Annotated in this window: 22 protein-coding genes; all 22 read right to left on the bottom strand. The window is 44.6% G+C overall.

The genetic code is table 11. The features are described from left to right. Nucleotides 1-136 precede the first annotated feature (136 nt). Nucleotides 137-397, bottom strand: coding sequence for a DUF3243 family protein (locus tag ACXADE_RS09610; protein ID WP_474980257.1), 261 nt, complete (start codon nucleotides 395-397; stop codon nucleotides 137-139). 67 nt (nucleotides 398-464) lie between these two features. Beyond that, nucleotides 465-1,184, bottom strand: a complete 720-nt coding sequence (ymfI, locus tag ACXADE_RS09605; protein ID WP_474980256.1) for an elongation factor P 5-aminopentanone reductase — start codon at nucleotides 1,182-1,184, stop codon at nucleotides 465-467. Further along, nucleotides 1,177-2,469 carry an EF-P 5-aminopentanol modification-associated protein YfmH gene (gene yfmH / locus ACXADE_RS09600; RefSeq protein ID WP_474980255.1) on the bottom strand — a complete coding sequence of 431 codons (1,293 nt, stop codon included), beginning with the start codon at nucleotides 2,467-2,469 and terminating at the stop codon, nucleotides 1,177-1,179. The genes ymfI and yfmH overlap by 8 nt, the downstream gene beginning before the upstream one ends. Continuing rightward, entirely contained in the window at nucleotides 2,469-3,755 is a 1,287-nt protein-coding gene (gene yfmF / locus ACXADE_RS09595) for an EF-P 5-aminopentanol modification-associated protein YfmF (RefSeq protein ID WP_474980254.1), read from the bottom strand. The genes yfmH and yfmF overlap by 1 nt, the downstream gene beginning before the upstream one ends. A 140-nt stretch (nucleotides 3,756-3,895) precedes the next feature. Continuing rightward, the gene (locus tag ACXADE_RS09590) at nucleotides 3,896-4,855 is read right to left on the bottom strand and encodes an ABC transporter permease (RefSeq protein ID WP_474980253.1); all 960 of its coding nucleotides are present in this window, start codon (nucleotides 4,853-4,855) and stop codon (nucleotides 3,896-3,898) included. After that, on the bottom strand, nucleotides 4,856-5,902 hold the full coding sequence (locus ACXADE_RS09585; RefSeq protein WP_474980252.1) for an ABC transporter permease: 1,047 nt from the start codon (nucleotides 5,900-5,902) through the stop codon (nucleotides 4,856-4,858). Beyond that, nucleotides 5,902-7,428, bottom strand: a complete 1,527-nt coding sequence (locus tag ACXADE_RS09580; protein WP_474980251.1) for an ABC transporter ATP-binding protein — start codon at nucleotides 7,426-7,428, stop codon at nucleotides 5,902-5,904. Before ACXADE_RS09580 ends, ACXADE_RS09585 begins: the two co-directional genes overlap by 1 nt. Nucleotides 7,429-7,557: 129 nt before the next feature. Next, nucleotides 7,558-8,685 (bottom strand): BMP family lipoprotein, encoded by a 1,128-nt coding sequence (locus ACXADE_RS09575; RefSeq protein ID WP_474980250.1) that lies wholly within the window; start codon nucleotides 8,683-8,685, stop codon nucleotides 7,558-7,560. A 107-nt stretch (nucleotides 8,686-8,792) separates the two neighbouring features. Then, on the bottom strand, nucleotides 8,793-9,518 hold the full coding sequence (locus tag ACXADE_RS09570; protein ID WP_474980249.1) for a GntR family transcriptional regulator: 726 nt from the start codon (nucleotides 9,516-9,518) through the stop codon (nucleotides 8,793-8,795). A 322-nt stretch (nucleotides 9,519-9,840) separates the two neighbouring features. Beyond that, nucleotides 9,841-12,141: an FtsK/SpoIIIE family DNA translocase gene (locus tag ACXADE_RS09565; RefSeq protein WP_474980248.1), complete on the bottom strand. Its 2,301-nt coding sequence runs from the start codon at nucleotides 12,139-12,141 to the stop codon at nucleotides 9,841-9,843. 127 nt (nucleotides 12,142-12,268) lie between these two features. Further along, the gene (locus ACXADE_RS09560) at nucleotides 12,269-12,475 is read right to left on the bottom strand and encodes a YlzJ-like family protein (protein ID WP_474980247.1); all 207 of its coding nucleotides are present in this window, start codon (nucleotides 12,473-12,475) and stop codon (nucleotides 12,269-12,271) included. Then, nucleotides 12,472-13,191 (bottom strand): ClpP family protease, encoded by a 720-nt coding sequence (locus ACXADE_RS09555; RefSeq protein WP_474980246.1) that lies wholly within the window; start codon nucleotides 13,189-13,191, stop codon nucleotides 12,472-12,474. Before ACXADE_RS09555 ends, ACXADE_RS09560 begins: the two co-directional genes overlap by 4 nt. A 138-nt stretch (nucleotides 13,192-13,329) precedes the next feature. Continuing rightward, entirely contained in the window at nucleotides 13,330-14,202 is an 873-nt protein-coding gene (gene dapA, locus ACXADE_RS09550) for a 4-hydroxy-tetrahydrodipicolinate synthase (protein WP_474980245.1), read from the bottom strand. Next, complete coding sequence (gene dapG / locus ACXADE_RS09545) at nucleotides 14,199-15,440, bottom strand: aspartate kinase (RefSeq protein ID WP_474980244.1); 1,242 nt, start codon at nucleotides 15,438-15,440, stop codon at nucleotides 14,199-14,201. Before dapG ends, dapA begins: the two co-directional genes overlap by 4 nt. A 25-nt stretch (nucleotides 15,441-15,465) precedes the next feature. Then, nucleotides 15,466-16,512 carry an aspartate-semialdehyde dehydrogenase gene (asd, locus tag ACXADE_RS09540; protein WP_474980243.1) on the bottom strand — a complete coding sequence of 349 codons (1,047 nt, stop codon included), beginning with the start codon at nucleotides 16,510-16,512 and terminating at the stop codon, nucleotides 15,466-15,468. Between the two features lie 104 nt (nucleotides 16,513-16,616). Next, nucleotides 16,617-17,213 carry a dipicolinate synthase subunit B gene (locus ACXADE_RS09535; protein ID WP_474980242.1) on the bottom strand — a complete coding sequence of 199 codons (597 nt, stop codon included), beginning with the start codon at nucleotides 17,211-17,213 and terminating at the stop codon, nucleotides 16,617-16,619. Further along, nucleotides 17,213-18,106, bottom strand: a complete 894-nt coding sequence (gene dpaA, locus ACXADE_RS09530; protein WP_474980241.1) for a dipicolinic acid synthetase subunit A — start codon at nucleotides 18,104-18,106, stop codon at nucleotides 17,213-17,215. The genes ACXADE_RS09535 and dpaA overlap by 1 nt, the downstream gene beginning before the upstream one ends. 110 nt (nucleotides 18,107-18,216) lie before the next feature. Next, nucleotides 18,217-18,444, bottom strand: a complete 228-nt coding sequence (locus ACXADE_RS09525; RefSeq protein ID WP_474982217.1) for a YlmC/YmxH family sporulation protein — start codon at nucleotides 18,442-18,444, stop codon at nucleotides 18,217-18,219. Nucleotides 18,445-18,467: 23 nt separating this feature from the next. Continuing rightward, the gene (locus ACXADE_RS09520; RefSeq protein WP_474980240.1) at nucleotides 18,468-19,388 is read right to left on the bottom strand and encodes a polysaccharide deacetylase family protein; all 921 of its coding nucleotides are present in this window, start codon (nucleotides 19,386-19,388) and stop codon (nucleotides 18,468-18,470) included. A gap of 243 nt (nucleotides 19,389-19,631) precedes the next feature. Then, a complete protein-coding gene (gene pnp, locus ACXADE_RS09515) occupies nucleotides 19,632-21,755 on the bottom strand; it encodes a polyribonucleotide nucleotidyltransferase (protein ID WP_474980239.1) in 2,124 nt (707 codons plus the stop codon). A 122-nt stretch (nucleotides 21,756-21,877) separates the two neighbouring features. After that, entirely contained in the window at nucleotides 21,878-22,147 is a 270-nt protein-coding gene (gene rpsO / locus ACXADE_RS09510) for a 30S ribosomal protein S15 (RefSeq protein ID WP_474980238.1), read from the bottom strand. A gap of 185 nt (nucleotides 22,148-22,332) precedes the next feature. Then, nucleotides 22,333-23,229 carry a tRNA pseudouridine(55) synthase TruB gene (truB, locus tag ACXADE_RS09505; RefSeq protein ID WP_474980237.1) on the bottom strand — a complete coding sequence of 299 codons (897 nt, stop codon included), beginning with the start codon at nucleotides 23,227-23,229 and terminating at the stop codon, nucleotides 22,333-22,335. Between the last annotated feature and the right edge of the window lie 67 nt (nucleotides 23,230-23,296).

The raw sequence follows: 23,296 nt of genomic DNA, 5'->3' as shown, positions 1-23,296 counted from the left end.
TTCACTCTCTATCTATCATAAAGGATTTTTCCTAAATAGGAAAGGTTCGATCCTACATAAACATACAAAAATTGAAAATGCTCCACCCTCCCAGATAAAAAATCCGCACAGACATCTGTGCGGATTTTTGACGAGGTTAAGCCTGATTTCCTTCGTTTTGTACAAGTTTCACCATCATATTAGCGATGGCGTGCTGCTCTTTTTCATCAGCAACGTTCCAAAGATCACGTAAAACAGCTTCCTGGTCGTTTTTCGCATCCACTGAATTTGCCAGGTAACCACCGATTTCATAAGCTAAATCAGAAACGGCGTGCTCCTGCATGCCTTGGCCCTTAGCCTGATGAAGACGATCTCCTAAGAAATCTTTCCAAGAATCGAAATTATCGAGAACAGACATGATATAACCTCCTCTATTTTTTTTCATGCTTAGTATGAGAAGGAAACACTGATCTTATTCAGCTGATTTAATACCAGCCACCATCCACTTGAATCACTTGTCCTGTGATGTAGCTTGAAGCATCGCTTAGTAAGAAACTTACTGTCTCTGCAACCTCTTCTGGTGTGCCGGCTCTTCCAAGCGGAATATCATCTTCTAATGAAGCAAATTCCGTATGATCAAGCTTGTCATTCATTTTAGTCGCTATCAATCCGGGAGCAATGCTGTTGACTCTGATTCCACTGGGAGCGACTTCTTTGGCGAGGCCTTTGACAAAGCTGTTTTGAGCACCTTTAACGGAGCTGTATACAACTTCCATACTCGCTCCTTCCAAACCAAAAATAGAGCTGATTACCACAAGGTTTCCGGCTTTCCTTTGAATCATCCCGGGAAGAAGTTTGTGAGTGATCATCCATAAAGATTGGACATGGGCATGATGTAAAGCATCCATGTCCTCAAAAGTCATATCCTGGAACAAGCCACTATACATATGACCCCCTGCAAAAATAACCGAATCCCAATCCTTCCCGATCTGCTCTAAAAACGATTGTATGCCTGCTAAAGAGGAGAGGTCGGCCTGAAAGGAACCTGAGAATTGGGTCGGTGGGATTTCCTTTTCCAAGGCACGGATAACAGCTTTACTTCTATTATAATGAAGACCGACGGAAAAACCATCTTCGGTCATTTTCCTCACAACGGCCTCTCCAATCCCTCCACTTGCACCTATAATTAGACATTCTTTAGTCATTCTGCTGAGGTTTAATCTGGAATACGGTAATGTTATCTTCTTTCAGCCAGTGCTGCAGGTATTCTTCCGCATCGTCAGCGGTCAACGATTCGATGAGTGGCAGCACTTCAAATAAATCTGTTCCGAGCGTGTGGTAGTGGGTGAACTGATTGGCTATAAATTCCAGGGAATTCATAGCTCTCATAAACTGACCGATTTTCTTCCGCTTCATCCTTGTGAAATCTTCCTCGGAAATCCGCTGATCCTTCAATTCATGGAGCATTTCTTTAATACGGGCAGCCATTTCATCCGGTTTCCTTGAATCTCCGCCAAGAATCGTAAAGCCAAATTGACGATCCAGTTCTGTTTCAAACTGGAAACTGTCATCAATCAGGTCGTTTTTATAAAGTTCTTCATAAAAAACACCGCTCCTTGAGAAGTAAAAATCAAGGATCATACCTGACAACAGTTCTCCTCTCACTAAATCTTTACCGGATAAATCCTGAACGTTTTCCTTCACACCAACCATTGCCTTCGCAGTCGTCACAGGCATAGTGATGGAGTGCTCTTTCTTAGCAACGCCTGCCGGTTCTTCTGGGTAGGACCTGTTGATTTCAGGTGCTTCCGGAAATTCCTTCCCGGCCTGATTCTCCCTGACCAAATTCATCATCGTCTGCGGGTCAATGTTTCCTGCAACAAATAAGACCATGTTCGAAGGATGGTAGAACGTTTCGTAACATGTATAAAGGTCGTCCTTCGTAATCTCCTGGATACTGTCAACCGTGCCTGCAATATCCACCTTCACCGGATGATTATGATAAAGGCTTTGAATGGTTCCAAAAAATGACCGCCAATCCGGCTGATCATCATACATACGGATCTCCTGAGCAATGATGCCTTTCTCTTTCTCTACAGATTCCTCGGAGAAGTATGGGTCCTGAACAAAGTCAAGCAGCGTTTTGACATTCTTATCGATCTGACTAGTAGCTGAAAATAGGTAAGCGGTTTTTGTGAAAGACGTGAATGCATTGGCAGAAGCTCCGAGCTTCGTAAAGTCCTGAAAAACATCACGATCTTCTTTTTCAAAAAGCTTATGTTCAAGAAAATGAGCGATCCCTTCAGGTACCGTCACCTTCTGGCTTTTGCCAATGGGTGTGAATGTTTGATCAATGGATCCATAGTTGGTCGTGAAAATTCCAAAAGTTTTAGCCATTTCGGGTTTGGAAAGAAGGAATACCTTCAAACCATTATCCATCGTTTCTTGGTAAACGGTCTCGTTCAGTTGATCGTATACTAGTTCTTCCATTAGGATTCCCCTCCCTCTTTACTCGTCAAAAAGTAAATCGTATCCAATTCTATTTTCTGAGCCATCTGGACAACCTGGTCCTTCGTGACTTTGCGGATGTTATCGATCAACTCATTGGCAGGCATTTCAGCCCCGGATAACATTTGATGATAAAGAACTTCGATCATCCCATTCGCATTGTCCATCGTTTCCTGCAGCTGGTGGATGACCTGTTCTTTCGACTCTTCCACTTGCTCTTCGGTGAATTCCCCTTTTTTCATGGCCTCCATCTGTTCTAAGATAATGGATTTTGCCTGATCGAAATCTTTAGGATCCACTCCGCTGAAGACTAAAAGAAGTCCTTTATGACTTTCAAACCTTGAGGCGGCATAATAAGCAAGGCTGTGTTTCTCCCGAACATTCATGAACAATTTAGAGCTCGGAAAACCTCCGAATATACCATTGAAGATCTGCAGAGCATAGTAATCATCATCCCCAAACTTGGTATATGTCCGGTAACCGAGGTGGAGTTTACCCTGATTCACATCTTCTTTTTCGATAACTTCATTGGCCTCAGTGACATCTTTAGTGACCGCGATTTGATCTTCATCTTCATTCGTACTTCCTTTTCTGGAAAAATATCGATCGGTAAGCTCTTCCACCTCTTTTTGTTCCATATCTCCAATCACATATACATCGAGCATATCTTTCATAATCATTTCCTTGTAATAACTATAAAGTGTCTCGGCAGTAATTTCGGAAAGATCTTCCAAATACCCGTGTACATGCAGAGCGTAAGGCTCATCTTTGCACATATGATCCATGAGCCTCATGTTCGCATAGCTCATTTTATCGTCCTTAATGCTTGTGATCTTTTGTTCAAGTGTTTGCTTTTCCCTGGAGACGATGGAAGAATCAAACCCTTCGCCCTCGGTTTTCGGATCAAACAACACGTCATGGAACAACTGCACAGCCTCTTCAAGAATCGGCTCCTGATCGTTCAGATAAGCTTCGTTGACCACTTCCATGCGAAAACTGATGACATGGTTTTCCCCTTTCTTCGACCCATCACTAGACAACGCTGTTCCGTACAGATTCTCGAAGGCAGACTGCAGGGACCGCACATTGGGATGCTTATTCGTAGCCTTCTGGAGTACATGTGGAAGGAGAGCACGCTCTGTAATGCCGTCTCTTTTCAACGGCGCTTTAAACTTAGCCACAATTGTAATGGTTTTGTATTTTTTACTTGGTAAAATATGTAGACGATACCCTTCTTTTTCGAGTAACGTTTCTTCGGTAATTTTCATATTCATCCTCCTTATCAGTCTCTTCTATTATAGACCTATATGTCCATATTCATCCATTCGAACTAAGTCCTATGCTAAGGTATATGTGGGAAAAAGTAAAAAAATTTAGCCCGGCACATCCGTACCGGGCTTAAATCTAATCATCGACTGCCTTTTACGTAGGCTTCCCCTAATGACTTAGGCGCTTCAGCACGTCCTATGAATCCTGCCAGGGCAAGGATTGTCAGGACATAAGGAGCAATAAGCATAAAGACTGATGGGACATTTTCCAAAAAGGCAATGTCAGATGAGACAATACTTAAACTCTGGGCGAAGCCGAAAAAGATAGCAGCCCCGAGCGCACCGAGCGGGTGCCACTTTCCGAAGATGACGGCAGCTAGGGCAATGAAGCCCTGGCCGACAATTGTCCCGTGAGAAAAGTTGTGAGTGACAGTCAAAGCGTATACAGCTCCCCCAAGGCCACCTAATGCACCTGAAAGCATAACTCCAATGTACCTCATCTTATATACATTGATTCCATTCGTATCTGCTGCCATCGGATGTTCGCCAACTGACCGGAGACGTAGACCGAACGGTGTTTTATAAATAACGAACCAGACGAGAAAAGCAAGAGCGATTGCTAAGTAGGACGTCCAATACCAACCCGTGAAAAACATGTCCCCGATGAGTGGGATTTTGTTAAGGAGAGGCACATTGGACGAGTACATCGGGCTCTCAATAAAGTCCGTCTGACCTTTATCATACCACTGTTTAGTAAGGAAAAGACCAATCCCTAAAGCCAGGAAGTTTATAGCCACACCACTTACGACCTGGTCCGCCCTGAATGTGATGGAAGCTACGGCGTGGACAAGTGCGAATACAGCTGAAACGACCATAGCCGTGATCAGAGAGATGACAGGGGTGGCAGGTCCGAATACGCTGTGAAAAGCCAGGTTTGATACGATTGCAACGAATGCTCCCATAATCATCAAACCTTCTAGGCCAATATTGATTACACCGGAACGTTCACTGAAAACTCCTCCCAAAGCGGTAAAAATCAGAGGGGTCGCGAACACGACGGATGCGCCGAGAATTCGGCTGATCAGTTCAAATATCTCCATTTATTTCCCCTCCTTTTTAAACCGAAGGATGACCCAACGGATCATGTAGCTCGAAGCTACGAAGAAAATAATTAATGCAATGATAATTTCTACAAGTTCTGTAGGGACACCAGCAGCTGTCGGCATATTCAGTGCACCAATTTTCAACACGCCAAATAAGAAAGCGGCAAGAACTACTCCGAAGGCGGTGTTGGCACCCAGCAGAGCGACAGCAATTCCATCGAAACCGATATTCGTAAAGCCAGCTTTGATCGACATGAACCCGAACGTGCCGAGACCTTCCATAGCGCCCGCAAGACCGGCAAATGCACCTGAGACGACCATGGCTAAGATGATATTTTTGCTCACATTCATTCCTGCATACTTTGAAGCATGCTGGTTAAAACCGACTGACCGCAGCTCAAAACCCATAGTCGTACGGTTGATGATGAACCACATGATGAACGCCATGAGTATAGCCACGACGAATCCATAGTGAATCCGGGAATAAAACGTCATCTCAGCAAGCCATGTCGACTGGAGGGAAGCTGTTTCTGCCACTTCTTCCGTCCTGTCAGCCCCATCACTCAAGAGGTTACGTACGATAGAGTTGCTCAAATACAGAGCAATATAGTTCATCATGATCGTAACAATAACTTCGTGGACACCCAATTTAGCTTTTAATAGGCCGGGAATGAATCCCCAGAGTGCCCCAGCAGCTGCTGCTGCTAATATGGCAAGCGGCAGATGAACAGCCATCGGAAGATCGAAGGAAATTCCAATCCATACCGATGCGATCCAGCCCATGAAGACCTGACCTTCTACTCCGATATTCAAAAGACCGGATCTTAAAGCGAAGGCAACCGCGAGCCCTGAAAGAATATATGGCGTTACCTGTCTTATAGTTTCACCGAAGAAGTACGCATCGCCAAATGCCCCATTCCATAAAGCAGCAAAACCGGCAATAGGATTGTAACCAAAAATCAGCATGATGATGGCTCCTGAGATCAAACCAAGCACGACTGATATGACCGGTACAAGAATATTGAATAGACGATTGGAAAACATCATTGCCCACCTGCCTTCTCTGTTGAATTACCAGCCATGAGCAATCCAAGCTTCTGCTCGTCCGTTTCTTCCGGCAGGACATCCGCTATAATCTTGCCGTCAAACATGACAGCGATTCGATCGCTAAGATTCATGATTTCATCCAGTTCAAAAGAAAGAAGGAGTATGGCTCTTCCTTTGTCCCTTTCTTCAATCAATTTTTTATGAATGAATTCAATCGCCCCTACATCGAGCCCTCGTGTGGGCTGAGCAGCGATGATCAAATCAGGAGACCGGTCCACTTCACGACCTATAATTGCCTTTTGCTGGTTCCCCCCTGATAACGCTCGTGCTGAAGTATAGGCATCAGGAGTTCGGACATCATATTCTGAGATTAAGGCTTTCGCTTTTTTATAAATGTTTTTGAAATTCATGACACCTTTGTTTGAATAAGGCTGCTGGTGATAGCTCTGCAAAACCATATTCTCCCCTATCGGAAAATCCAGAACAAGCCCGAATTTATGGCGATCTTGAGGGATATGGGAAACTCCTGACTGGGTGACTTTTCTAGGTGTCAGGTTTGTAATGTCCTTCTCATGCAACCGGATAGCCCCAGCATCACTTTTTCTTAATCCTGTGATCGCTTCGATCAGTTCTGATTGCCCATTCCCGTCCACACCAGCAATACCGACAATTTCACCGGCTCTCACTTCAAGGTTAAGTCCTTTTACCATCTCTATTCCGCGGACATCCTTCACCCGGAGATCCTTTACAGTAAGGTAGGCTTCCTTCGGTTCAGCTTTTGTTTTTTCTGTAGAAAAGTTTACGTCACGACCTACCATTAAGGAGGCTAGTTCAGTAGGGTTGGTTTCTGAAACATCCACCGTCCCGATTCCCTGCCCTTTCCTTATGACGGTACAACGATCACAAACTTCCATAATTTCCTTAAGTTTATGGGTGATAAGAATGATCGACTTGCCTTCTTTGACAAGATTTTGCATAATGTCGATCAACTCTTTAATCTCCTGAGGGGTTAGAACAGCGGTAGGTTCATCAAATATGAGGATATCCGCCCCTCTATAGAGCGTTTTCAAAATTTCAACCCGTTGCTGCATACCAACGGAAATGTCCCTTATTTTCGCTTTCGGATCCACATTGAGACCATATCTCTCCGAGAGCTCTCTGACTTGCCCCTCCGCATGTTTTAAGTTTACGGTTCCTGCTTTTTTCGGTTCACTACCTAATACGATATTTTCAGTAACGGTAAATGTATCCACGAGCATGAAGTGCTGGTGGACCATCCCTATTCCCTGGGCATTGGCTACATTCGGATCTGTGATATTGACCTTCTCCCCGCGAACCCTGATTTCTCCTCTTTCCGGCTGATAGAGGCCAAACAGGACGTTCATTAATGTAGACTTCCCTGCTCCATTCTCTCCAAGAAGAGCGTGGATCTCTCCTTTTTTCACCTGAAGGTTGATATTGTCATTCGCTACGATCCCCGGAAACTCTTTTCTAATGTTCAACATTTCTATTACGTAATCCATTCGTCTCTCTCCCTCCCCCGTTCACCTTAAAAATCACCAAAGGAAAAGGGCCGGAACAATCTTTTCATTTGATGACTTTCTTTTTACAGAAGAAAAGGCCGGCTCTCACCAGCCCTTCCCAAATGAATATTACATAGAATCCAAGAATGTCTGCAGATCTTCGCGAGTGCTCGGCACTTCGACTTCGCCGTCAACGATTTTCTGTTTCCACTCTTCAACAGCTGATACAATTTCATCTGTCATCGCTTCTTCATTGGTACGTGCGATGCTGATTGCATCATCAGCAAGTCCAAATTCAAGAACTTCCCCTCCTGGGAATTCTCCGTTCATCGCTTTGTTGGCAACATCCTGAACGGCAATATCCACACGTTTGACCATAGAAGTTAAGGTTACGTTAGAATCACCAATCTGACCTTCTTCATGCTGGTCACGGTCTACACCGATGACCCATACACTTTCATCAGGGTTGCTGTTCTTAATGTCTTTCGCTTGTGCAAATACACCATTCCCTGTACCACCAGAAGCATGGTAGATGACATCAACATCCTGGGAATACATGTTGGATGCGATCGCTTGTCCTTTTTGGGAATCGTTAAAGCTTTCTGCATAATCAATTTCTACTTCAATATCAGGATTGACAGATTTAACACCTGCAACAAATCCTGCTTCAAATTTGTTGATCAGGCTCCCATCAACACCACCGATGAAACCGACTTTATCCGTGTTTGTCTTGTTAGCTGCAGCAACACCTGCAAGGAAAGATCCCTGGTGTTCCTTAAAGACGATACTTGCCACGTTATCCCCTTCCTGGACGGAATCCACAAGAGCAAAGTTCGTTTCCGGATACTGTTCAGCCACTTCAGCGATTGCCGGTTGCAGTAAATAGCCAATTCCATAAATCAGGTCATAATCTTGACGAACTAGACGGTTAAGGTTCGTTGCATAGTCGGCATCACTTTCCGATTGGGCATAATCAAAGCTTTCGCCTTTTTCCATCCCATTCTCTTCACCGAACGCCTGTAGACCTTCCCACGCAGATTGGTTGAAAGACTTATCATCTACTCCACCGACGTCTGTAACCATTGCTACAGAGAAATCACTGCTTTCCTCACTAGCACTATCTTCACTGCCAGAATCGTCATTGCTGTTTCCGTTCGTTTCTTCTTCTCCATCCGAATATCCGCAAGCTGCCAAAAATACACCGAAAGTTAATAGAAATACTAGAACCATAAGAAAACGACTTTTCAACAAAACCATTACCCCCTATAATTTGTTAAATCTGACGTTGTTCAACATATAGAACCTCGCTCATTTCTATTACCGGCCTCACCTCCCTAAATAATTCCGGAGTATTTTGTAACCGCTTACACTCTTTTTCTTAAAACATGGAAACTGAACTTGTCAGCCCTGAAATAGTTGGAAGACAAAAGCATTGGTACATCGTCCTGCGAATAGTGCATCTGCCTTAATAGTAGAAGAGCCTGGTCCGGTTCGCAGTTCAATATTGGCGATATTCTTTCATGAAATCCGATCGGTTCAATGTGTGTAACAGCGTAACCGATTTTTTTTCCGGTATAGCGTTCCAGAACATTGAATAGAGAGTCTGCTTCTCTTATTTGATCGATCGGAAGTAGACCCTCAGGAATCTTATCCGTGCAATAGACCACTGGCTGCTCATCTGCTGTTCGAACACGTTCGACCTTGGCAATGTTATGTACTTCCAGTGGTGAAAAACGTTTCCTGTCTTCTTCTGTCGTTTCCATAAGCTCTGCTGATAAATATTGAGACCCTGGGGTCATGCCTGATTTTGCGATCATGCCTGTGACACTGTCCAGTTCTTCGATGCCGGAAGTAAACAATGGTTTAGGGTTCACGAATGTTCCTACTCCATGCCGTCTTGTCACAACACCTTCCTCTTCTAGAATCCTTAACGCTTCCCTCAATGTAGCCCTTGAAACACCAAGGGATTTTGAGAGTTGGAATTCAGATGGTAGTTTTTGCTTTTCTAAAAAGATACCGTTTTCAATATCACGTTTAATCTGCTCGATCACCTGTAGATATAGATGTCGAGTGTCTTGTCTAATGGACATTACTTTCACCCCAAGTCTATTGAACGAACGACCAAGAGATCGGACCTCTGACGTTCGACACATCACATTTTGACAATAATATAACACTATTCGACCGATAAATAAATAGAATTAGGACATTTTTATGAATTTTGCTTCATTTTTCATCTCAATGTACAGAATCCTTCAAAAAGGGGAAAGTGCATCCGTCTAATTACCTATGAAATATCCGGTTCTCTTTACCTTCCTAGTCCAAATATTCTTCTCCTTCTTGAGCAGGTCATAAAAAAAGCCCACCTATCAGGTGGACTTATTTACTATTTACTTTATGCACGTCCTTCCATTAAGAGGTATGCTGTTCTTCTTCCTGGTGCGAAACAAGTACGGCACGTGGCTTACTGCCTTCATATGGCCCGACGACCCCATTGTCTTCCATGGCATCGATCAGACGGGCAGCACGCGTGTAGCCAACTCGGAAACGTCTTTGGATCATCGAAACGCTGGCACTCTGCATTTCAATGACCATTTGGACCGCTTCAGGATATAGATCATCATCGACTTCCTGTTTCACTTCACTTTCTTCTTCAGGAATCATTTCTTCTTGATATTGTGCTTTCTGCTGTTCCACACAGAAGCCTACGATTCTTTCCACCTCATCATCCGATAAGAATGCGCCCTGCACCCTCGTCGGCTTGTTGGAGCCAACCGGTGTGAAGAGCATATCCCCTCGTCCAAGCAGTTTCTCTGCCCCGCCCGAGTCCAGAATGGTCCGTGAATCGGTTTGAGACGATACGCTGAATGCTATTCGTGATGGAATGTTCGCTTTGATCACCCCTGTAATAACATCCACTGATGGACGCTGAGTGGCGATAATCAAGTGGATGCCCGCGGCACGTGCCATTTGAGCAAGACGAGTAATCGCATCTTCCACCTCATTTGACGCCACCATCATCAGGTCCGCAAGTTCATCGACGAGGACAACGATGTAAGGGAGCTGCGGCTGCTCTTCTTCATTTTCCATATTGTACTTTTTGATGTATTCATTATAACTCTCAATGTTTCTCGTTCCCGTATCTGAAAACAGGTCATATCTGCGCTCCATCTCTGAAACGACCTTTTTCAAAGCTCTTGAAGCTTTCTTAGGATCAGTGACAACCGGTGCCAGAAGATGAGGAATCCCGTTATAGACATTCAGCTCAACTTTTTTCGGGTCGATCATCATCATTTTCACTTCATGCGGTTTTGCTCTCATCAGAATACTTGTAATGATCCCGTTTATGCAAACACTTTTACCGCTTCCGGTAGCCCCTGCAACAAGCAGGTGAGGCATTTTATTCAGCTCAGACATGACCGCTTCCCCTGATATATCTCGGCCAAGTGCGAAACTCAATTTCGAATCAGGGTTTGATTTGCCTGTTTCCAATACTTCTCTAAGTGACACCATGGACACTTCCTGGTTCGGCACTTCAATACCAACGGCTGATTTTCCAGGAATCGGCGCCTCAATCCGGATATCTTTTGCAGCGAGTGCTAAAGCGAGATCATCGTTCAAGTTTACGATTTTACTCACTTTGACGCCTACATCCGGATACACTTCATATTTCGTAACCGAAGGACCGACATGGACTTTGGTTACTTTCGCTTTTACACCGAAGCTTTGAAAAGTCTTCTCAAGCTTTCTAACGGTAGCCTGGATATGCGAGCGCCCTTGACTTTGTGGTGTGGAAGTCGGTTCATCCAACAGTTCGAAACCGGGCAATTGATAATCCATATTCTCAAGTTCAGCGGTTGGCATGGATTTCTCTATATTCACCTCATCCGCATCCTGCTGCTCGGCCGGTTCTTCTTCTGCCGACTGATTCTTAGGTGTGGATGCATAAGCGGTATCCGTGAAATCCTGTATGATCGGCTCATGGTCTCCGCTTTCTTCCTGCTGTTCCCTTTCCTCGCTCAATTCATAAACCACGGAATCTTCATCAGGTTCCTGTAACGGCTGATTTTTCTTTTGCGCTTTTTGACCTTTTTGATCCTTCATCCTCTGCAACTGCTCTGTTCCCATTTCTTTCACTTTGCTTCCAAGCTTAGCAAACAGTTCACCGATGGATTTTTCGCTGACGAACAGAATTCCGATAATAAACAGGAAGAACGATAATATCGCCGCTCCCGCTTTAGCAAAAAGATAATAAGTAATCGACAGAAGAACTGCCCCTGTAAGGCCGCCGCCAATGCTATAGAACGGTAGTTCCCCTCTCATCATTCCGGTAATCCTGTCCCAGGTCATGGCAAAGATGGAACCTTCCCCTGTACCGAGCTCTGCAGACAAGGTTTCAAGGTGGGTAAACAAGAGCAATGCTGTAAGGATGGTGTAGACACCAAGCAGACGTTTATGTAAAAAAGCAGGCCACTTTCGTTTTACCATCAAATAGATCCCTACAATGGAGAAAAACACGGAGGCGATAAAATACCAAACGCCGAACAGGAACTGCCAGAATCTCTCCAATCCTCCTGGGACTGCTCCATCACTGATAGCCGACGCTCCACTACCGATCACTGCAATGAAGAGGAAGAACAGACCTAATAGTTCAAATTTCAGGTGGCTCTTCATGTTCGATTGCTTTTTCTTCTTTTTTCTTTTTCCAGCCATGGTTTTTCCTCCCCACTTCAAAACTTAAAAGAGAAAATGCCGATGGTTCCTTCAACAATCATGAAGAAATACAACACCGGCATCCAATCACTCGTTTCTCTTTATTATACCACAGCCTACATTGATGTTACGAGTCCAACCATGTACCTGGTTGGAGCTCAGGATCCATGTAGTGGGAAGGGTCCGTGGACAGAACCTGCATGACTTGTTTTTTTCCATCCAGTGATTTGCGGCACATTAATGGGCAATGGTTATGTTCATGGTAAACGACGGCCATCTCCTCTTCCGAAGGGAAAATATCGTGTTCGCTCAAAGGGGTGTATAGAAGCGTCATTGGACTACCTGCTTTCCAGGTTCTCTACTTTGTTCGATCAGTTCATTCAATTTAGACATCGCTTCTTTTACGCCACCGACCGCATCAATTAAGCCGTGATCCACAGCTTGTTGACCGACGACGTTCGTTCCGATATCACGGGTCAAGTTTCCTTTATCGAACATAAGCTCTTTGAACTTATCTTCCGCAACGTTTGAATGCCTGGTTACAAAACTGATCACTCGATCCTGCATTTTGTCCATATACTCGAAAGTCTGCGGAACACCGATGACGAGCCCCGTCATCCGTATCGGATGAATGGTCATGGTCGCTGTTTCTACGATAAATGAATAATCAGCAGATACCGCAATCGGAACACCGATGGAATGGCCGCCACCAAGAACGATCGACACCGTAGGTTTGGAAAGGGAAGATATCATTTCGGATATAGCAAGACCTGCTTCCACATCCCCGCCAACCGTATTCAAAAGTACAACTAAACCCTCAATTTTCGGGTTTTGTTCGATGGCAATCAGCTGCGGGATCAAATGTTCATATTTTGTCGTCTTATTCTGCGAAGGTAACTGAACATGACCTTCCACCTGGCCGATAATTGGCAGGACATGAATATTGGAATCAGCAGGTTGAGGGACATTGCTTTGCCCGAGCTGCTGAATCTTGTCAACGAGAGAGGATTGCGATTTGGATTGATCTTTTTCTTTGGAATCGTCTTTCATGGATCGATCTCCTTTCGCTCTTTTCCGTAGTATGACACAATCCATTTGAAACATACTTTAAACACCCGTGGCATCCGGATGAAAAACGATCGCTTGCGTAACCTCAACAAAAAAACCAGGGAAATCCCTGGTTTTTCCTCAAGTCGGATGCTTCATGAGCAAGGCAATTTCCTGTTCTTCCGTTTTTGTCAATGGGATTAACGGCAGCCTCACTCCACCGGTATCAATTCCTATTATATGAAGGGCCGCTTTCACAGGAGCAGGGGAAGGAGCTGAGAACATTCCGTTAAAAATCGGCAACAATGTTCGATGAAGTTCCGCAGCCTCTTTCCACTGGCCATCTTCAAAAAGAGCTAACATCTTTTGCATCTGGTTACCCGCCACATGGGAAGAAACGGACACAATACCATCTGCTCCGACCGCGTAAGCAGGCAGTGTCAAATGATCATCCCCACTGTATATGGAAAACTCCCCATCGGTAAGCGTCTTGATCTTGGCTATGCCTTCCAAATCACCGGTCGCTTCCTTTAAGGATACGATATTGTCAATTTTGGAAAGCGCGGCTATTGTTTCCGGTTCAATTCTTACCACCGACCGGCCGGGGACGTTATAGATCATTACCGGCAGTCTTACAGCCTCAGCCACAGTCTTGAAATGCTGATAAATGCCCTCCTGGTTTGGTTTGTTATAGTAAGGTGTCACAAGCATGACTGCGTCAACACCGACGGCTTCAGCTCTTTTAGACAACTTTATAGAAGACTCCGTACTATTGCTTCCCGTCCCTGCGATAACAGGAACGCGTCCTGCCGATATTTTAACAGCATGTTTCCATAGAGCAACTTTTTCATCCGCTGTAAGCGTCGGTGATTCTCCAGTTGTTCCTGCAATGACTAGACCGTCCGTACCGTTTGTCAACAGATGCTCAATCAGCTCTGTCGTCTTATCAAAATCAATTTCACCATGGCGGTCGAAAGGAGTCACCATAGCCGTCAAAACCTTCCCGAATTTCATGTGAGTTGTTCCCCTTTCTCAGGTGCTTTATTCAATCGGAAAGTTTTATGGAGAGCGTTCACTGCTTTAATAAGGTCCCTTTCTTTGACCAGTACCCAGATGGTCGTATGAGAATCAGCAGATTGCAGAATTTGAATTCCTCGATCGGTCAATGTTTGAACGATTTCAGCAGTCACACCAGGGATCCCCGTGATCCCGGCCCCTACTGTAGAAACTTTTGCACAGCCTTCTCTCACTTCCGGTTCGTAACCAAGGGCTTCTAAAATTTTTATGGCTTTTTCAGTATAGATGTGGTTGATGGTGTACAGGACACCGCTTGGAGATATATTGATGAAGTCAACAGATATGTTGGCGGAGGCCATTGATTTGAAGACATCGGATTGGAGTTTAGAAGGATCTTCTTTGGATTGTACTTTTATTTGTGTAAGGCCATCCATATGAGCAATGCCTGTGACTGTGCGCTCGGTGATATCCCGACCGGTTCTATCCTCTTTCGTACCAGTCACCAGTGTTCCGGGAAGGTCTGAATACGTGGATCTCACACGGATGGGAACTTTAGCATACATTGCAATTTCCACAGCTCTGGGATGAATGACTTTTGCTCCCTGATAGGCAAGATTGCAGATTTCATTATACGTGATGGTATTTAACGGCCGTGCTTCCTGCACAAGTCTCGGGTCAGCGGTCATAATCCCTTCTACGTCCGTAAAGATATCGATATAATGAGATTGCAGGGCTGCTCCTAAAGCAGCAGCTGTCGTATCACTACCCCCGCGTCCGATTGTAGTAGTCTCCCCACGTAAAGTCTTCCCTTGGAACCCGGCCACGACAACAACATCGGATGTTTGCAATTCCTCTAATATTCTTGATGGATTTACTTGAGTGATTTTAGCTTTTGTAAAATCTTCATTCGTGGTGATTCCAGCCTGAGCTCCTGTCAGCGAAACCGCTCGAACCCCAGCTTTGTTCAACTCATGAGCAAAAACAATGGAGGAAATCGTCTCCCCGCAGGACATCATCAAATCCTGTTCTCGAGCTGACACATTCGTTTTAGGAAAATCGATAAGTCCAAGGAGGGTGTCGGTCGCATAGGGACTTCCTTTTCTCCCCATTGCCGACACAGTCACAACCACTTTATAGCCTTCATTCAAACCATTTTTGACATGGTGGATGGCCCGGGATCTACTTTCCTGATCCCGGACGGATGTACCACCGAATTTTTGTACAAGTAGCTTCATTTGGCCACCTCAACTCAAAAAAAGTTTACAGCCATTCATTCGCAATGAGACGTTCTGCTATCTGCACTGAATTCCACGCTGCACCTTTCAGCAGGTTATCCGAAACCACCCAAATGTGGAAGCCTTTCTCATAATCAGGATCTTTACGGATTCTTCCGACAAACACATCTCTTTTCTCCGCTGCACTCAAAGGTGTCGGATATGTTTGCGTAGCAGGATCGTCTTCGAGAACGATTCCAGGTGCTTCTACCATTAACTTCTTCACTTCATCCACCGTTACACCGGCTTTCTCTACTTCAATATATACACTTTCTGCATGGGATGTGAAGAAAGGCAAGCGCACGCAAGTGGCTGCAACGGATAAATCAGGCGCGTGCATGATTTTTTTCGTTTCATTGATCATCTTCATTTCTTCGAATGTGTAGCCATTTTCCTGGAACACATCAATTTGTGGCAAAGCATTGAATGCGATAGGATAATGTTTTTGATCCCCTTTGACAGGAAGTATGTCTGCGTTCATCTCTTCCCCGTTCAAAAATGCCTGTGACTGTTCTCTAAGCTCTTCTGCAGCTTCATTTCCTGCTCCTGATACAGCCTGATACGTAGAGACAATGACACGATTCATGCCAAGCGTCTTGCGGATCGGTTCTAATGCCGCTACCATTTGGATCGTCGAGCAGTTAGGATTAGCGATGATGCCTTTATGTTCTTTTATGTCCTCTTCATTTACTTCTGGTACGACCAGAGGGACTCCATCCGTCATCCGGTAGGCACTCGTGTTATCGATAACGACAGCCCCACGTTTGACAGCTTCAGGCGCCAGTTTTTTCGATACAGAACCTCCAGCGGAAAACAGAGCGATATCTACGCCTTCGAAACTTTCTGGGACGGCTTCTTCGAGCGTATACTCTTCTCCATTAAACATCATTTTTGAACCTGCAGAACGGCTTGAAGAAAGCAGCTTCAATGTGTTTACAGGAAAATTCCGATCTTTCAAGGTCTCTAACATTTTCTGTCCGACGGCTCCAGTGGCCCCCACGACCGCTACATTATATTTTTTTTGCTCACTCATATTCGGCATCCTTTCTTCTGTATCATTTGTAAGAATAGTAAGACATGTCACTATTTTTGTTATTTTATCATATTTACAAGAACACCTGGTATGAAAAAAATGAATTAATTTGGATACCTTTCAATTAAAACAGGCTGGCGCTGTTTTCCTTCAAGGGCCGCTTCAATCGTTTCCGGAATCAGAGTCATATCCGCTACGAGTGAATTTGGCTTTTTAAAAGGATGGTCCTGCCCAAGAGGAACAAAGTATATGTTTTTTGTTGCCATCAGCCGCATGATGTTCACACCATTTAATCCAAGGGCATCATTTGTCGAAACCGCGATTACAACAGGACTTTCATTTCTTAATGTCGCTTTAGCTGCCATCAAAACAGGGGAATCAGTTAGAGCATTTGCAAATTTGCTTGTAGAGTTTCCGGTGAGAGGTGCAATCAGCATGCAATCCAATGGACGTTTAGGCCCTAGAGGCTCCGCATCAGGGATGGTCAATATCGGCTCTTCCCCCGTAATCTCTTTGATTTTTTTCAAATGGTCTGAAGCATCTCCGAAACGCGTATTTGTATTTTGAACCGTATAGGACAAAATAGGAATCACAGTGGCTCCGAAATCGACAAGCTCCTGCATAACAGGGAAAACTTCATGATACGTACAATGTGATCCGGTCAACCCGAATCCAATTACCTTGCCTTTTATATTAGACATCAATTGTTCTCCTTTCGTGAACCTTCTTGAACGAGGCGTGAAACGACATCAGCAATGATTCTTCCGGCAGTTTTGGGAGCTACGATTCCTGGAAGCCCAGGAGCCAGCAGAGCTTTAATCCCCCTCTTATCTGCATAACGGAAATCTGTGCCCCCTGGTTTGGATGCAAGATCCAAAATCATCGCATGTGAGGGTAATTGTTTAATGACAGATGCATCTACAACCATATGCGGAACTGTATTGAGCAAGATATCACACGACATATCTTCTTTTTCAATCTCACTCATATTGATCGGTGTAAGCCCCATTTCATACACCCTCGCTGCTGCTTTTGAAGAACGTACCCCTACAGAAACGTTCGCACCAAGGTGGTCGAACGTACGTGCAAGACTCATCCCTACCCTGCCGAGCCCAAGGACGATGATCTTTGAACCATGTATGGTAAAATCCGTATGTTGAATGATCAGCATCAATGTTCCTTCAACGGTAGGTATGGAATTATAAATAGCGACATCATCCCGGTCCATTAAAGGGATGAGCTTTCGATTCGTTTTTTTAGCCAGATCTTTAAGATGGTCATTCGCGATTCCAGAAAACAACTGGCAATGTTCGGGCGTTCTTTTCAGCCATTCTTCTGTCAAATGGATCAATTGATTGGAAAAGATCCCCTCAATCTTTCCATCCGCATCCGTCCCTGGAACTGGAAGGATGACAGCATCCAGCTTCTCGACTTGACCACTATCGAAATCAAGGTCGATGGCTTCTCTAAAGCTTTCATTCAATTGGTCGAAACCAGCCAAGTATACGGTGGCATCCCACTCATTCAATCTTCGAATAAGTTCAATCTGCCGGGCATCGCCCCCTATGACCGCTATATGATATCCTGTTAGCATCCCGGATGTCTCCTTTATCTAGTATCTTATCTCCTTGTATCCTATGCCGGAATGCGTAGTTAGTGATTTCGTTCCACAAAGAAAAAACACTGCAGGTATACCTGCAGTGCTCAACGTTTTCTAAGCAGAATCGTTTCCTCTCCGATCGTTTCAATCTGGCTCCAATCAATCTGCATTTCCCTTTTCGATGATCCAAAACCGATGAAGCCTTGATTCATAATCACAAGCGACTTAATCATTCCTGAGTCAGGGTCTATGATCAAATCCGCTTTCCCGAGGATCCCTAATTTCTCTCCATTCTCCACGTCAATGACCTCTTTTTGAGCGAGTGATTTCATCCTCACTATACATCCCCCATTTCTTAACGTTCTTCACTCAATAACTTCTCAATGGTAACCAGCCTATACCCTTCTTGTTTAATTTTCTCAATGAGGACGGGAAGGCTGTCCACCGTTACTTGAGTAGGATGCATAAGAATGGTTGCCCCCTTGTGGATTTTTCCCATGACCCGGGTGATCAGCACATCGCTCGTCGGTTTTTTCCAATCAATTGTATCCACTGTCCATAAAATCGTCTCCATATCCATTTCATCTGCAGCCTGGACGGTCGCTGAATTGAAACTGCCAGATGGAGGGGCGAAGTATTTCACTTTTTCTTTCGTAAGAGCGAAAAGAAGCTCATCTGCCTGTTCGAGATTTTGTTTCGCCTGCTCCTTCGACATCTGACCCATATCCTTATGTCTGTAGCCATGACTTCCAATGACATGGCCTTCTTCTTCAATCATTTGAACGAGATGGGTAAAGTCATTCGCAAAAGCTCCGTCAATGAAAAATGTGGCCCTTACTTGTTGATCATTCAAAACTTCAATCATTTCAGGAATATATTCCTCTCCCCATGAGACATTCACCAGCAACGATACCGCGTCTTTATCCGGATGTCCTCTATATATAGGAGAAGCAGGAAGGTCGTTCAGGGAGACTTTAGGTTTTAGCATTTGATAGACATACAACTCCGGATCGTAGCCGCCCTGTTTTTTCATTTTTTTATAGGAGGCTTCTACATCCACTTTACGGCCGACAATTCCAGGCGTCTTTTTCCAGACCGAATCGATTTTTGCATCTTCCGCTTCCCATTCATATGCTTGTTTTTCTGATAGGATTTTCTGATACAGGGTATCTGTCGTATTGATATTCACTTCTTGATCAACGATCAAAAAAGCCAAACCGAATCCGATAAAGAAACAAAGATTCACACAGAATAGAACGATTAATCGAAAGCTCATAGACACTCACCCCTACCCTTATCCTATGGGGCATGTCCTCCCTCTAGACCATAAGTGGCGGGATTAAATGTAGATAAGTCTCTCCTACAACCTTTGGCTCTGATAATGCTTAAGGGTGGATATTTCTAACAAACTTTATCAGAGCTAACTCTTTAAAGAAAAGCGTCTTCATGCTTTACTGGCCTAAATTCAGCCATAAAAAAAGAGACTGGCAAGCCAGTGTCTCTTCTTTACATACACCTATTAAGATTGTTCCACGTTTTCTTCTTTCTTTTTCTCATCCAGAAGAATCGCTTTGCGGGAAAGGTTGATTCTCCCCTGATTATCGATTTCCTTAACTTTCACTTTGATGGTATCTCCAAGAGAAACGATGTCTTCCACTTTCCCAATACGCTCTTCAGCCATTTCAGAAATATGCACAAGACCTTCTTTTCCTTTGAATAACTCAACAAATGCGCCAAACTTCTCAATTCGCTTAACTTTTCCATCATACACTTCACCGACTTCGACTTCACGAACGATGTCTTCAATGATTTTTTGAGCACTCGCATTCATGCTTGCGTCTGTAGATGAAATGAATACCGTTCCATCCTGCTCTATATCGATTTTAACACCTGTATCATCGATGATTTGGTTGATCTGTTTACCACTCGGTCCAATCACATCACGGATTTTATCCGGATTGATCTTCATCGTCATGATCTTAGGAGCATGAGCGGACAATTCTTCACGTGTTTCTGGAATCGTCTCCAGCATATGTCCAAGAATTTCCATGCGGCCTTTTTTGGCTTGAGACAGGGCTTCTTCAAGGATCTCTCTGGAAAGGCCATCGATCTTAATGTCCATCTGAAGTGCAGTTACCCCTTGTTCTGTTCCTGCTACTTTGAAGTCCATGTCTCCTAAAGCATCTTCCATCCCTTGAATATCAGTAAGGATCGTATAATCATCCCCTGATTTCACAAGTCCCATAGCAATTCCGGCTACAGGTGCTTTGATTGGCACACCGGCATCCATCATCGCAAGTGTACTTGCACAAATACTTGCCTGAGATGTTGAACCATTGGATTCTAGAACCTCAGATACAAGACGGATGGTATATGGGAACTCTTTCTCCGAAGGTATAACGACTTCAAGTGCACGCTCACCCAGCGCCCCGTGTCCGATTTCACGACGACCTGGCCCACGGATCGGTCCTGTTTCTCCAACAGAGAATTTAGGGAAATTGTAATGGTGCATGAAACGTTTGGACTCTTCAAGATCAAGACCATCAAGGATCTGCACATCTCCAAGAGCTCCGAGAGTACATACACTAAGAGCCTGGGTCTGACCACGCGTGAACAAACCGGAACCGTGTGTTCGTGGAAGCAACCCTACACGGGAAGTCAATGAACGAATAACGTCAACCCCACGGCCATCTGGACGAATTTTATCTTTCGTAATGAGACGGCGCACTTCCGTTTTCACCATATCTTCTAAAATGGAGCCTACTTGTTTGATGGTCTCTTCATCAGCTTCCTGCTCTTCGTAAGAGGCGACAACGTCAGCTTTTACTTGGGCAATAGCTTCTTCACGGGCTTTCTTCTCTTCCGTCTTGATCGCTTGAACAATAGCGTCTGTTGCTTCTGCTTCGACTTTTTCTTTCAGTTCAGCATCCAGATCGAACAACTGCACTTCCATCTTCTCACGACCTACAGCTTCAATGATCTCTTCCTGGAAGACAACCAACCGCTTGATTTCTTCATGTCCGAACATGATCGCTTCAAGCATGTCCTCTTCCGAAACCTCATCCGCACCTGCTTCAACCATATTGATCGCATCTTTTGTTCCAGCAACAGTCAGATCAATATCACTCTTCTCCTGCTGTTCAATGGTTGGGTTGATGACGAATTCGCCATCCACACGTCCGACGATTACTCCAGCGATCGGTCCTCCGAATGGAATATCGGAAATGCTTAGGGAAATAGATGATCCAAGCATCGCTGCCATTTCTGATGAACAGTCCTGATCGACACTCATAACGGAACTGATGACTTGAACATCGTTACGGAAACCGTCCGGGAACAACGGGCGGATCGGACGGTCAATCAAACGGGAAGCAAGGACAGCTTTGTCACTCGGACGACCTTCACGTTTAATGAAACCTCCTGGAATCTTACCTACTGCGTATAAACGCTCCTCATAATTTACGGTTAATGGGAAAAACGGCAGGTCCTTCGGCTCCTTACTTCCAGTAGCTGTGGATAGGACTGTCGTATCTCCGTAATGGATGAGTGCTGCACCATTTGCCTGTTTGGCCAACTCGCCGATTTCTACTGAAAACGTGCGACCGGCAACATCAATGGAAAACACTTGTTTTTCTTCTGCCATAAAGAACTTAACTCCTCTCGATAACTCTTCTTATTTCATGATAAGGGTTTAGTGTCAGTTTACACCCTTCTGTATGTAAACATACAGAAAAAGCGGGAATAACTCCCGCTTTTTCCCATACATTAGCGACGCAGGCCAAGGCTCTTGATTAGCTCACGGTAACGTGTAATGTCCTTATTACGAAGGTAGTTCAATAGGTTACGACGCTTACCTACCATTTTAAGCAATCCACGACGAGAGTGGTGGTCTTGCTTATGAGAACGAAGGTGCTCGTTCAAAGTAGTGATCTGCTCAGTAAGGACAGCGATTTGTACTTCTGGAGATCCTGTGTCGTTGTCATGAGTTTTGTACTCATTGATTAGTTCTTGTTTACGTTCTTGTGTGATAGCCATTATAGCTACACCTCCTGGTAAAATTTAAAATTCCCATTCCCCGAGCGGACGTCGGAGTTACGTTCCGCCAAGCGAAGGTTCCATATTAAAGGGTACAATTTTTTCGCTCGAAATGCAAGAGAAAGCCATAATCTATACAAAAAAACTCATTCGCCTCCTGAACCAAATCCCTTTCACACCGAACATTAGAATACACGGACCGGTTTAATCAGTCCGGATTTCTCCGGATGCTGTTGATAAACAGCTAAAACCTCACCTTCATACTTAACCGTGAATTGCTCGGCTTTTAGATGAGACGGCGTCTGGAAAACCTGGCCATGTTTAATTTTATCCACCAGAGCCTCTTCCACTTCCCACGCTTCCATATGAACGAGTCCTCTGGCCAACGGCAGGAGTAGCTCTGATCCCTTCTCTTCATCCACTGCCTGCTGTACGTCATCAAACGTATAGCAATCATCTTTTGATATATCCGCTGTCATCGTACGTATCAGGGAGTGCATATGCGCAGGATAGCCTAAGGCTTTCCCTATATCCACACACAGTGTCCGGACATAAGTGCCTTTCGAGCAGATGACGCGAAAAGAAAAAGTAAATGTATCTTCTTCCAGTCCGGGTTGAAGGTCCATCAAGCTGATACTTTTGATCTGCACTTCACGAGAAGGCCTCTCTACTTCGATCCCTTCCCTCGCGTATTCGTATAACCTCTTCCCGTCCACTTTAACCGCGGAGTACATCGGCGGGGTTTGAGTGAGGTATCCTTCGAAAGAACCAAGTACATCCTGAATCGTTTCTGATGGGATCGGCTCCGTTACAGGTTTGGATTCCACGGTCGTACCTGTCGCATCTTCTGTATCTGTAGCATAACCGATCGTAACGAAAGCTTCATATACTTTATCTGTATCCGTCAAAAATGGGACAATCTTCGTCGCCTTCCCCACACAAAGGGGCAGGACACCTTCCACATCAGGGTCCAGCGTTCCTGTATGCCCTACTTTTTTTGTTCTCAACATCCCGCGGGCTTTACTTACACAATCATGGGATGTAAAACCTTTAGGTTTCCACAATGGGAGTATTCCGTCCATGAATCGCTCACCTCAAAACTTTTTACATCCTATATAAAATCCGTGCTGAATCAGCACGGATTTTTCA

This window comes from Halobacillus sp. ABR2_026, assembly GCF_056158545.1.
The sequence above is the reverse complement of the archived record's forward strand: the minus strand, read 5'-3'. Positions and strand labels throughout refer to the sequence as shown.